17 protein-coding genes are annotated in these 11874 nt (G+C 25.8%); 8 read left to right on the forward strand and 9 right to left on the reverse strand.

Annotated features, from left to right (window positions below; genetic code table 11):
* Positions 1–255 precede the first annotated feature (255 nt).
* Positions 256–840 carry a manganese efflux pump MntP gene (locus ACY1IQ_RS08985; RefSeq protein WP_461613622.1) on the forward strand — a complete coding sequence of 195 codons (585 nt, stop codon included), beginning with the start codon at positions 256–258 and terminating at the stop codon, positions 838–840.
* A 91-nt stretch (positions 841–931) separates the two neighbouring features.
* Here ACY1IQ_RS08985 and ACY1IQ_RS08990 read toward each other — a convergent pair whose 3' ends face one another.
* The 3 genes from ACY1IQ_RS08990 to ACY1IQ_RS09000 form a co-directional block, all read right to left on the reverse strand.
* A complete protein-coding gene (locus ACY1IQ_RS08990; protein WP_461613623.1) occupies positions 932–1180 on the reverse strand; it encodes a GyrI-like domain-containing protein in 249 nt (82 codons plus the stop codon).
* A complete protein-coding gene (locus ACY1IQ_RS08995) occupies positions 1155–1556 on the reverse strand; it encodes a helix-turn-helix transcriptional regulator (protein ID WP_461613624.1) in 402 nt (133 codons plus the stop codon). Before ACY1IQ_RS08995 ends, ACY1IQ_RS08990 begins: the two co-directional genes overlap by 26 nt.
* A 198-nt stretch (positions 1557–1754) precedes the next feature.
* On the reverse strand, positions 1755–1934 hold the full coding sequence (locus ACY1IQ_RS09000; protein ID WP_461613625.1) for a hypothetical protein: 180 nt from the start codon (positions 1932–1934) through the stop codon (positions 1755–1757).
* 124 nt (positions 1935–2058) lie between these two features.
* Between ACY1IQ_RS09000 and ACY1IQ_RS09005 the strand changes: the two genes are divergently transcribed.
* Complete coding sequence (locus ACY1IQ_RS09005) at positions 2059–2511, forward strand: hypothetical protein (protein ID WP_461613626.1); 453 nt, start codon at positions 2059–2061, stop codon at positions 2509–2511.
* Positions 2512–2661: 150 nt separating this feature from the next.
* Positions 2662–2955 carry a hypothetical protein gene (locus ACY1IQ_RS09010; protein ID WP_461613627.1) on the forward strand — a complete coding sequence of 98 codons (294 nt, stop codon included), beginning with the start codon at positions 2662–2664 and terminating at the stop codon, positions 2953–2955.
* Between the two features lie 232 nt (positions 2956–3187).
* Here ACY1IQ_RS09010 and ACY1IQ_RS09015 read toward each other — a convergent pair whose 3' ends face one another.
* Positions 3188–4498, reverse strand: a complete 1311-nt coding sequence (locus tag ACY1IQ_RS09015) for an alkaline phosphatase family protein (protein WP_461613628.1) — start codon at positions 4496–4498, stop codon at positions 3188–3190.
* Positions 4499–4789: 291 nt separating this feature from the next.
* Between ACY1IQ_RS09015 and ACY1IQ_RS09020 the strand changes: the two genes are divergently transcribed.
* The 5 genes from ACY1IQ_RS09020 to ACY1IQ_RS09040 all read left to right on the forward strand — a co-directional run bounded on the left by ACY1IQ_RS09020 (position 4790) and on the right by ACY1IQ_RS09040 (position 9087).
* A complete protein-coding gene (locus ACY1IQ_RS09020; protein WP_461613629.1) occupies positions 4790–5539 on the forward strand; it encodes an acyl-[acyl-carrier-protein] thioesterase in 750 nt (249 codons plus the stop codon).
* A gap of 149 nt (positions 5540–5688) precedes the next feature.
* On the forward strand, positions 5689–6276 hold the full coding sequence (locus ACY1IQ_RS09025; protein ID WP_461613630.1) for a hypothetical protein: 588 nt from the start codon (positions 5689–5691) through the stop codon (positions 6274–6276).
* A 152-nt stretch (positions 6277–6428) separates the two neighbouring features.
* Positions 6429–6968: a sigma-70 family RNA polymerase sigma factor gene (locus ACY1IQ_RS09030; RefSeq protein ID WP_461613631.1), complete on the forward strand. Its 540-nt coding sequence runs from the start codon at positions 6429–6431 to the stop codon at positions 6966–6968.
* Complete coding sequence (locus ACY1IQ_RS09035; RefSeq protein ID WP_461613632.1) at positions 6968–8296, forward strand: DUF4179 domain-containing protein; 1329 nt, start codon at positions 6968–6970, stop codon at positions 8294–8296. Before ACY1IQ_RS09030 ends, ACY1IQ_RS09035 begins: the two co-directional genes overlap by 1 nt.
* A gap of 209 nt (positions 8297–8505) precedes the next feature.
* Entirely contained in the window at positions 8506–9087 is a 582-nt protein-coding gene (locus ACY1IQ_RS09040; RefSeq protein WP_461613633.1) for a DUF4825 domain-containing protein, read from the forward strand.
* A 196-nt stretch (positions 9088–9283) separates the two neighbouring features.
* On the opposite strand, the gene ACY1IQ_RS09045 is transcribed toward ACY1IQ_RS09040, so the two are convergent.
* The 5 genes from ACY1IQ_RS09045 to ACY1IQ_RS09065 all read right to left on the reverse strand — a co-directional run bounded on the left by ACY1IQ_RS09045 (position 9284) and on the right by ACY1IQ_RS09065 (position 11774).
* A complete protein-coding gene (locus ACY1IQ_RS09045) occupies positions 9284–9844 on the reverse strand; it encodes a hypothetical protein (RefSeq protein WP_461613634.1) in 561 nt (186 codons plus the stop codon).
* Between the two features lie 22 nt (positions 9845–9866).
* Entirely contained in the window at positions 9867–10151 is a 285-nt protein-coding gene (locus ACY1IQ_RS09050; RefSeq protein ID WP_461613635.1) for a hypothetical protein, read from the reverse strand.
* A complete protein-coding gene (locus ACY1IQ_RS09055) occupies positions 10127–10669 on the reverse strand; it encodes an RNA polymerase sigma factor (protein WP_461613636.1) in 543 nt (180 codons plus the stop codon). Before ACY1IQ_RS09055 ends, ACY1IQ_RS09050 begins: the two co-directional genes overlap by 25 nt.
* Before the next feature lie 16 nt (positions 10670–10685).
* On the reverse strand, positions 10686–11324 hold the full coding sequence (locus ACY1IQ_RS09060; RefSeq protein WP_461613637.1) for a LiaF transmembrane domain-containing protein: 639 nt from the start codon (positions 11322–11324) through the stop codon (positions 10686–10688).
* Between the two features lie 111 nt (positions 11325–11435).
* Positions 11436–11774, reverse strand: coding sequence for a hypothetical protein (locus ACY1IQ_RS09065; RefSeq protein ID WP_461613638.1), 339 nt, complete (start codon positions 11772–11774; stop codon positions 11436–11438).
* Positions 11775–11874: the final 100 nt, after the last annotated feature.

The following is an 11874-nucleotide window of genomic DNA, read 5'->3' on the forward strand; positions in this document are numbered from 1 at the left end:
AAGATATTTCCATTAAATACTTTACAATATGTTTAGTTTGTTATATAATTAATTAATAGATAAATATAGGGAACATAAGGGAGTAGCTGGCAGAGTAATCTGTTTCAAGGTCAACATACTGATGCTTTGCATCTGGCTTTGCATTAAATAGTGAGACTTATGTATAGCACAAAAAATATTTTTTGTGCTATACATAAGTCTTTTATTTTTATTAGAAAATTATTATTAAAATTTTAGAAGGAGAAATGGGTTAACATGAGCATTATATCAATTTTTTTAACGTCATTAGCTTTAGCAATGGATGCTTTTGCAGTATCTTTAACCATTGGAATGAAGGAGAAAGGACATAGAATAAAAACCGCTATAAGGGTAGGTGCTTATTTTGGTATATTTCAGGGGCTTATGCCACTTATAGGATGGTTACTAGGTGTTAATTTTTCAGACTATATAATAAAATTTGATCACTGGATAGCTTTTACATTGTTATCTATAATAGGGGGTAGAATGATTTATGAAGCCATAAAGGGTAATGGTGAAGATGAACTTAAATACGACTTAACTGTGAAAGTAATGCTTTTGCTTGCCATTGCTACTAGTATAGATGCTTTAGCAATAGGAGTTAGCTTTGCTTTTTTAAGTGTAAATATAGTTTTAGCAGTTGCTTTGATTTCTATAATTACTTTTGCAACCTGTTTCTTTGGAGTCATAACTGGTAAAAGTTTAGGTAATGTTTTAGAAAGTAAAGCAGAGATATTAGGTGGAATTATATTAATATTTATAGGTATTAAAATTTTAATTGAACATACAAATGCTTTAGAAGCATTTAAGAATATGTTATAAGTAAAAATAATCAAGGGAAGTAAGTTTACTTCCCTTGATTCATATTTAAAAAAATGTTCATTAAAAACTTTAAAAGTATAAGTTAGTTATTCTATTTTTTTACCACTGAATACCATAGTTCAACATAACCATATTCAGGAGTTCCACCATAAATTTCAAATTCAGCACCTTCAATTTTTTCGTAGTTTGAAGTTGGTAGCCATTCGGTATAAAATCTTCTTTGCAGTGTGGTTAGAATTTTCATTAAATCTTTATCCCATTGGAATCTTTTAGATGGAAAAATAGCATAGGTTTGCTCTGGAATGTGAGCGATACTATAACCTTCTGTATTCCATCTCACTATCTCCTTTAATAGAAATTTGAAAGGATATTCGTGGATAGGCCTTAAGTATAACTCCACCATCACGCACCAATGATGGCGCTATACCATGCAACGCCTGAAATGCTCTTGTAAATGAAACTGGTGATTCATAACCATACTTTAAAGCAACATCTATTATTTTTATATCACTGTTTTGAATTTCAAAGGCTGCAAGAGTTAGTCTTCTACGTCTTATATATTCAACGAGTGATATTTCAGTTATAAACGAGAACATTTTTTGAAAATCATAAGATGAACATAATGCCATTTGAGACACTATATTCATGTCAATTTCATTTGTTAGATTGCTCTCGACATAGTCCAATGCACTATTCATTCTTTCTAGCCAATCCATATAAAAACCTCCTTTCAAGGAAAAGTATATATAAAATACAGATTATTGTCGCAACTATTTTTATACAGAAAATGTTTGGTTAATATAATAATATAAGCCAGCCTTATATTAATCTATATTACATTTAGTACATAATATTTTAGTGTGTATTAAATTATAGTTTGTCTATATGCTAATTGTAACATTAATTCTATACGTCTACTTCTTTAATTTACTATCTATAGCATTAATGCCTTGAATATAGTGAATTTTTTTATGTTTTCTTGCTTTTGTAAATAGTACAGTTTGCAAAATTAGTAAAAGTCTTATTGCAAAACTTATAGATATATCTTTAATTTCCTTTATACTCTCTATTTCTAATGATATATCAATTTTCAACGTCAAATTAAAATATAGCTTAATTTATATGATATATAAAATAATTTAAATAGTTAAAATATTCGTACAATTACTTAAAAATTATGGAACAATATGGTATAATATTTAATGGGAGGGATTATATATGGAAAAAATCAACGAGTATAATTTAAAGTATAAGAAGAGAAGTGCATATTCAATTACTGCAATTATTTTTTTATTTTTAGCAGTCATAAGTAGCTTTATATTTGGATTTTTAGTTTTTAATTGTAACTCATTATTAGAAGTATTTAAAGGTTTTAGTTTATTGCTACTTATTTTTGTGATACTAACATTAATATTTGCTATCTATTTTTTTAATATAAGTAGAATAAACTATGTAAGTATAAGGAATAAAAAGATAATAGTTAATAGTGGAACTATATTTAGTAAGAGTATAGAGATGGATAAAATTGAAAAAATTAAAATTAAAGATAATATGATGATAATAATGATTGAAGATAGCGAGGATGAGATTAATATTAATCTCAAAAAACTTACATTAAGAAATGAAGAAAAGCTTATGGACGCATTATCAAACTATATAAGAGTTTATTAAATAGCATATATAAAGATTCTTTATAAAAGACAACAGTTTATATTTTAGCCTTTAGCGGTAATAAATTGTAATTATATGGATACGTTAAAATTAGAAGCAATATATTGAGGATAGATTATAAGTTACACAACTGTAAGGCAACCTGAAGGAATGGTTCATAGCTATGATAATTTACTTAGGCAGGCTATGATTGCTGAGCTTGTAGCTATCAATGACTATAGCGAGATACTTGCTTATAGTAACATCAAAGATCTAAACAATATACTTGAGCATATCTTAGAAGAAGAGAAAGAACATTATGGAAAGCTTCTAAACTTACTTAGAAAAGTAGATGAAGAGCAATATTATATGTATAGACGGATTTTAAATGAAAATAAATATAAGCATTTGGAACCTCTTAGAATTGACTATGGAATGGAAAGAAAGATGGAAGATTTATTTTAGATAAATTAAGAGAAGAGATAAAAGGGGAACTTGAAGGAATAGTTTTATATGAAGATCAATTAAGAAAAATTCCAGATCCAGAAGGTAGGAGTATAATGTACGAGATTATTATGGATGAGAAGGAACATGTAGAAGAACTAACACAAGCATTATTAAGGCTTGATAAACATAAATACGGACCAATAAGTAGATGTTAAAAAAGTGTGGTTTATCCACACTTTTCTATTTGTATTTATTCTAAAATTTCTTCAATTGGTACACCATCTGAATTAATAAGCTCTAGTCCTAAAAGTTTAGCAAGTGTAGGTCCTTCATCTATTAAACGTCCTTTTTCTAAGATAACTTTACTTTTAATTCCTTTTCCATAAGCCATAAAAATGGTGCTGTAATCTTTCTTTTTAGGTGAATATCCATGAGAAGCAATGTTATAATGTGTACTATTAGAACTTAAAGAATGATTTACAGTCTCTACAATTTCTCCATCCACTTTCTCTAAAAAGTAATAACCTTCTTTGGCTTCTATCATAAAGTCACAATTTCTATCTGCTCCCAAATTCTCTGCTTCTTCCTGAGAAAGTATTTCCTCAATACAATTATCATAATTATTTTTTATATCCAATAGTATTTTTTCTACTTTTTTCTTAATAGAAGTGTTATTTTTATCTTTTAAATATATATACGCAGAGCCATCACAACTTTTTAGATAAGCATCATAACTTAATATTTTTCCAGTGTTATCAACATTTATAAGTCCTTGATTTTTAAATTCTACATTTATGTTTATAATTTTATCTTCATCTAGAGCACTATGGTCACCAAGTACAACTATAGTAGCTTCTTCATAAATTCCTGCTTTCTTTAAAGAGTTTATAATTTCACTTAATCTATGCTCATGACGATTTATAGAATCAATTGCTTCTTTAGAATTATATCCATAGTAATGTCTTTGAGTATCTAAATCTGTGAAATGTATTAGCAGTAAATTTGGTTTCTTTTTTTCTATTAAATATTTAGAAGAAGCTAATACAAAATCATCTAATTCAGGTTGAGATAGTCCTTTTCTAAGTTTTCCAAATTTATTATTTATATCTAATAAGAACATTGGACTTCCATTTAAAAGAGATACTAGAATTTGATTTTCATACCATCTATTGGCAAATATCTCAGGAAGATTATAATCAATATTTGCTTTTCCTGTTACAGGCCATAAAAGTGCAGCGGTGGTCATCCTCTCTTTTTTCGCCAAATCATATAGAGTATCTCCCTGAATATAATTTCTATACCAATACCAGTCAGGAGAATATCTACCTGGTTGTAGTAAAGTATTGTTTATTATTCCATGATTACAAGGATATTTTCCAGTTATTATGGTAGTATGTGCAGGATAGGTTAAGGAAGGATAGATAGTTTCTACTTCCTTTATGTAAGATCCTTCTTCTAAAAGCATTTTAAAGTTAGGTAAGTCTTTAATTATATGATAATCTTTTGCAGATAGAGCATCAAAAGAAATAACTATAAGGTACTTATTTTTTTCTTTGTTCATTAATACCAATCTTCCACAGTATAAAATACATATAGTTTATAGTATACAGGAAATATTTTGAGTATCAAATTATTTTTTGTAGAAAGCTATAACTATTTAAGGATTTTTCATTGTTTATATTTAAATATAATGTTATTGTAGAAATATACTATAGCATTATAAAATTATAATGAAATAAAATTAATAACAAATAATTTATTAACATTTCTTCTTAAAGAAATATTTATATGTTAGATGTAATTTTAAAATAGATGATATTTTTAATTATGAATAAATCAAGAGGTGATGGGTATGAAAAACATACATAGAGAAAATTATAAGGTTAAGTTTAATGAAACAGATTATAGCACAAAGATAAAAATGCATTCATTAATCAATTATATGCAGGAAACCTCAAGTATACATGCAGAACTCTTGGGAGTAGGATATGAAGATTTAAAAAAGCATAACTTGTTTTGGGTAGTTTCAAGATTAAAAATAAAGATGAAGAAATATGTTAATTGGAATGATGAAGTAATTGTGGAGACATGGCCTAGCGGTGTGGATAAAATGTTTTTCACTCGTTCTTTTAGAATTTATGATGGAGAGGAAAATCATATAGGGGACATTAATGCAGCTTACTTATTAGTGGCTGAAGATTCTATGTTTCCTCAAAGAATAAGTAAATTACCTATAGATATTCCAGCTATAGAAAATCGTTTTGAACCTTATGAGAGACTAGAAAAGATTAAATTCCCTAAATGTGATAAAATTTTAGTTGCAAAGAAGAAAGTTAGATACAATGATATAGATTTAAATCTTCATGTTAATAATGCCAAGTATATAGAATGGGTTGAGGATTGTTTTCCATTAGAGATATATAAAGATATGAGAATAGAAACTCTCCAATTAAATTTTATTAAAGAAGCAAAATGTGGAGAAAAGATTTTTTTCTATAAGTATAATGATTTAGAGGATGAAAATACTTGTTACATTGAAGGAATTGAAAAACAGTCAGAAGGCCAGATTTTTCAATGTAAGCTAACCTTTAATAAACTGTAAAATATTCTATTTATTTAAAGAGAAATTGCAATAAAAATACTATTTAAAAATATTATAGATAAATATATAAAAAACTATTGAATTTTATTTATTTACAGTGTATTCTTAATAGGTCATTTTATTTCTTTTATAGATAGGAGGATGTAGAGTTGAAGGGATGTACTAATTTGATGTTTTTATATGAAAATTCAAAATTTAATGAGGCATATTTAGATAATATGTATAGAAAAAGTTTATCAACTGGTAAGTATATAGCAGAAGTAAAGCTTAATAATTATCAGGAAGCTTTAATAAACCACAGCTCTACAACAGAAGAAAGAAGAACTGCTAAAATTTATAATTTTTTGGCAGATCGCTTTGAAGATATAAATTCTATTAAGCAATATGGTGAATGTGATAGAAGCAAGAAAAATGTTCTTCAAAGCCAAGAGTTAATTCAAGATATCTTTTTAAATAACAGTTCAAAAACTTTTACAAAAAAACAATATGTACTAAAAGATTCTACTTTTAAATTTTTAATAGCAATTATTGTTTCAATAGTTGTATTTACTATATGTTATGGAGTAAAGAGTAGAGCTATTTCTACTATTGTTACAGGTATAAATGCAATTGTTATTTTATTTGTTATAGAAAGTATATATGAATACTTTAAGGAAAGAGACTCACTATTAAGAAATATAAACAAAAGTAAGAATTTGATGAATCGGAAGATTTATCTTCAATATAATAAAATTTAATTAGAGACTGTTTTAGAATTAATTTTTTAAGTTAATTCTAAAACAGTCTCATTTTTTACAATAAGAAAAAACTATAAATAATAATTTTTTTATATTTCAGTGAACCAATCCCCTATATAGTTTATCTAATAGTTGTGGAGGGAGGAAGCAAGGTGGAATTAGTAATGAAAGACAATATAAATAAATCCTTAGAATATGAAGTAAAATTGGCTAAAAAAGGTGATAAAAAAGCTTTTATATCTCTTATTAAAAGCTGTGAAAAAAGTCTTTATAGAGTAGCTAAGGGAATATTATCTAATGATGAAGACTGTGAAGATGCCATACAAGAAACTATAATTAAAGCTTACGAAAGTATAATAAATCTTAAGAAAGATCAATATTTCAAAACTTGGATTATAAAAATATTAATTAACGAATGTAGGAAGATTTATAATTCTCAAAAAAGAATTGTTCCTATTGATAAATTAAAAGAAGATGGGGTAGAAGATAATCATGGGAAATTAGAGGTTAGAGAAGCTATAAATAAGCTTTCAGAGGAATTGAGAGTTCCAACTATACTTTTTTATTATGAAGATATATCTGTTAAAGATATAAGTAAGATAATAGATATACCTGAGGGGACAGTAAAATCTAGACTGTCTAGAGCTAGATCAAAGCTTCAAGAACATTTAGAGTATAGGGGGATAGTGTAATGAATGAGAAATTATTTGATAAATTATTAAGAGATGAGATTAACGAAGAAGTTATTAATCTTCCAGAGAATATAATAAATTCTATAGATAGAACTTTAAAGAATTTACCAGAAAGAAAAAGGAAGAAGAATATTAAAGGTATAGTAGCAGCAAGTGTTGTTGTAACAGCGGGTATAGGGCTATTTACAATAAATCCTACATTGGCAAAGGATATACCTATTTTGAATTCTGTTTTTGAAAAGTTAAATCAAGTATTTAATATGGGAGAAAACTATATTAAATATAGTGAAGATATAAATATATCTAAAACTTACAAAGGAATAGAAGTAACCATCAATGAGATAGTTACTGATAATAGCAGCGTAACAATAGCTTATACTATAAAAAACAATAAGAAATTTGAAGAAAATATTGAATATCCTCATATAAGAATAGATAAATTTAAAATAAATGATAGAGATTATGGCAGTGGTATAAGCCAAAAGGGGGAATTTATTAATGAAAATACCTATATAGCTTATCAAAGTTTTCATTTTATGGAAGATAAAGATATACCGAAAAGTTTTAAACTAGACTTAGGAATATCTGGAATAGGTAATATACAAGGACATTGGGATTTTAAATTTGATGTTTCTGGAATTGGAAAAGAAAATATAGCTAAAGAATATAATATATTTACTCCTCTAAAATCTGTAAGTTTACCTAATGAGGATGTAGTTATAGAGAAAATATCACTTACTCCTATGAATACTAATATATCAATTATTGGAGTTTATAAAGATTTAAGTGATAATAAAAAGGAAGATAATGAATGGTTTTTATTTGATGATAGTAATATGCAAATACAAAGTAAGAGTGCAGGAGGATCAAGCTCTGGAGAAAATTTTAAAAGAGAGTTAATTTTTGATCCAGTTAAAAAAATACCTAAAAAGCTTAAAGTGGTACCATATAAATATATAAATTCGGAAGATGCTACTAGAACTGTAGTATCAGAAAAGATTAATAGTAAATATCCTATAGAATTGTCTCAAGGAAAAATAGGAAAACTTACTATAGATAAGATAGAGTTTTTAAAAGAAAAAACCTTAGTTCATTATAAAGTAGAAGGTACTGCACCACTATACCAATACTCTAATATATTCTTTATTGACGATAAAGGAAATGAAATATGGGGAGAATTTGATAAGATTAAGCAGATAGATGGAAAAGCTTATAGTTTTATTTGGGAAACTGAATCTTTAGATAAGAATAAAGTATATGACATATGTACTTTGAATTTTGACGAAGTAATAGAAATTTATGAAGGTTTTGATATAGAACTAAAATAAATTAAGTTATAGAAAAGTTTAATTATCTTTACTTTTAGGCGTAAAAGTAAAGAGGATGAAAATAAAGAAAAATAATAAGCCAATATGTTAACTTATTTTATAGCAGATTGATTTACTAAAGCCTGATGTTTTGTCTTATAGAAAATATATTAATATTTTTGGCTTGTTATTTTCTTTTAAATACAATTAATAAATGAGGTGATATAAAAATGAAGAAATTTCTTTTAGTTTTTACTTTACTTTTTACACTGCTATTTATGATAGGATGTAAAAGTAGCGAAATTAAAGATAATAATTATGAAAGAGACGTATATAGTGTAGATGAGTTAGATATAGAGAAATTATTAAAATATAAAGATTCTTATGTTGGTGATAATAGTAAGGTAGGAGGAATTCTTTCAATTTTGCCTGGAAATATGTTTATAAAGGAATTTTCATTGACGAATAACAGTATAAAGGTAGATTATGAATATAAAGAACAGTCAAATATAAAAGAAGAGGATTTACACAAATACTTCAATGATAAAAATGCTAAAAAAATATTTTTGAATAACATTACTACATTATTTATATTAATTAAAAATGTAGAAAATATAGAATTAAGCTTGCATACAGAAAATCAATTATCATTTAATATTTCAAGAAAAGAAGTTGAAGATTTTTATGGAAAAGATTTAAGAAAATATGCTGAGGATAAATTATTATGGGAAAAGGAAGTTTTAAAAGATAAATTAGCATCAAAGGAAAGTATAGAGAGTTTCTTTGAAGCTCATAGCGTTATTATTAAATAGAAATATAATATCTGAAACTTAAATATCTACTAATAAATTTAATATATTTCATAGTATAGGTGATTGTATAATGCCAAGAGAAGGAATTTTTGCAAAGATACTAAAAGGTGAAAAAATATCTGTAGATGAAATAATAAAAGCTAAATTTTAAAAACTCTATTTTAAAAATAATCAGTAATTAAAAAAATCGTGGTGATTAACCACGATTTTCTTCATCTGCATTTTCAGGATTAATTAATAGTTTTTTATAATCTTTACTACTTTTATTTTTTCTTAAAAGATATAGTCCAAAACCTATAAATAAAATAGGTACAAAATAGGATCTTATTGTGTAATAAAGTCTATATAAATCTATATCTAAATGCAAATAGGTAGCAATATCATTTATTATCAAATTAAATACAGAGAAAAATCCAATAATTACAAAAATAGTTCCTATTACTTTTAGATTTAATTTGTTAAAAGAAATTTTAAAGTTTGAAGGATCATCTAAAAGTATAAATTTATCTTCAATATATTCACCATGATCTAATCTTGTTTTTACATTAAAGGTATCAAAGAAAGTATAAAACCAAAAGGGGATAAGTACTGCTGGTACTAAAATACCTAAATGTAAAAAATCACCCAGTAAAATTATAAATCCAAATCCTAATAATACTTCTAATCCTCTTTTTAAAAGTCCATTATACATATATCCTGCACCAGGTATACATGCAAATATAAAGTTTAAGAAATTGCTTCTTCTTTTATATATCATAATAATCCTCCTATATTATTTATTATCCTAAGAAAAATAATATTTTTAGTCTCATAAAAAATTCTGCTACTTTTGAAGATAGACCTAAAGAGTTTATTAAAAGCATTAAAACTCCACTAAATATAAGACTAAAGCCTTCTTTTTTCTTATAAAAGAAATTTAAAAATTTATTTTTTATTTTAACCTCTACAGGTTTATTGCTTTCTTCAAGTTTGTTTAATAAGTTGTTATTATAATTATTGCTTATTGTAAAATCATTATCACAACGCTTAAACAATTCACTCATATAGTCCCTTTGTTGCTCCATAGTACTACCTCTCCTTTTTCTAATTTAACCTTAAGTTTTTGCTTGGCTCTATACAACCTACCTTCAACTGCTCTTTCAGAAATTCCTAAAATGTCACCGATTTCTTTATAACTAAGACCAATATAATAATAAAGTACTATAACGTTTTTTAAATCTTCAGGAAGTTCTCTAATACATTGTCTTACATAGGTCTTATCGTCTAAATTTAAACTATGTTCTTTATGAACGTTAAAAAGTCCTCCTAAAAAACTCTTTAGGTTATTTTTCTTTTTAAAGTTTAAACATATATTAATAGTTATTCTATATAAATAAGTTGATACCAAGCTATCTCCTCTAAAGTTACTTATATTTTTATAAAATGCTATAAAAACTTCTTGAGATAAATCTTCGGCTTCACCGTAATCAGAGGTATAGGAGTAACATAGGGAAACAATTTTTTTCTTATATTTGTCTACAAATACTACAAATGCGTCCTTATCTCCATCTCGTATTCTATCTATTAATTCTTTTTCCTCCAAAATTAATCACTCCAAATTATTTAATTACTACACCTTCCTCTGCATTTACTTTTAACCTATCAACATTAAAAGTGATTTCAAGGTTCTTAGGCACATACAAAACTCCAACCACGTTATATATATCATCAGTATTAGCATTTATTGTAATAACTCCTTTATCTACTTGAGATTTTAAAGTAGTAACACCTTCATCAGTATGAGAATTTTTAAATATAAGCCCATTAAATTTTACTACTTTATCATCACTTTTTACTACTTGCAAATCTGCATTATGTGCATTAAATATTAATTTTGTATTTTCTCCCTGAATAACCGTATCTGCTTTTATACCCATAGAATTAAAAAACATATCATTTGCATTTATAAAATGTCTATATTCAGGAAGGTTAGCTTCTACGTGCCATTTAATATTATAATATCCTTGAGCACATAAAAATAAAAGAATAATTAAAAAAATTCCTTTATTGTATTTCATCATACCAAAATTGTCTCTTTTTTTGCTTTCATATAGCAATTCACCGCCAAAGCATATAAATAATACTGGCCAATAATTTATAAGAGATTTTCCGATCTGAAAGTCTAGCTGTATTAATAACATAATTATACCAAAAGCTATAAATCCTATTGCAACGGTATTGCTTCCAAGTTTTTTCATAACACTCCTCCTAATATTTCCTTTCATATATTTAGACAACATAATTTAGAAAAACCCACGGATAAATTTAAAAAATTTATTTTATATAAAATTTTATGAGTTTCTATTGTTTTAAATTGATAAAGTATTACTATATGTAAATATATTATCTACAGTTATACCATACTTATTTTCAGAGATATTATTTTCTGCATTGTCATGAATATTGTAATAGCCTTGAGCACATAAAAATAAAAGTATGATTAAAAAAATACCTTTATTGTATTTTATATTATGTAAATCCTCTGTATCCTTACTTTCATATAACAATTCACTACCAAGACAGATAAATAATATAGGCCAATAATTTATAAGAGATTTCCCAATTTGAAAATCTAAATATATTAATAGCATAATTATGAAAAAGGCTATAAAGCCTAATATAACTGTAGTACTTCCTAGTTTTTTCATGATAATCCTCCTAATATTTATCTTAAAACGTATTTATATATAAATTGAAATAAATAAAATATTAAAGTTTAAGCTAGCTTATAAAAAATTAAATTACATA

It is taken from the genome of Clostridium sp. Marseille-QA1073 (genome assembly GCF_054863625.1).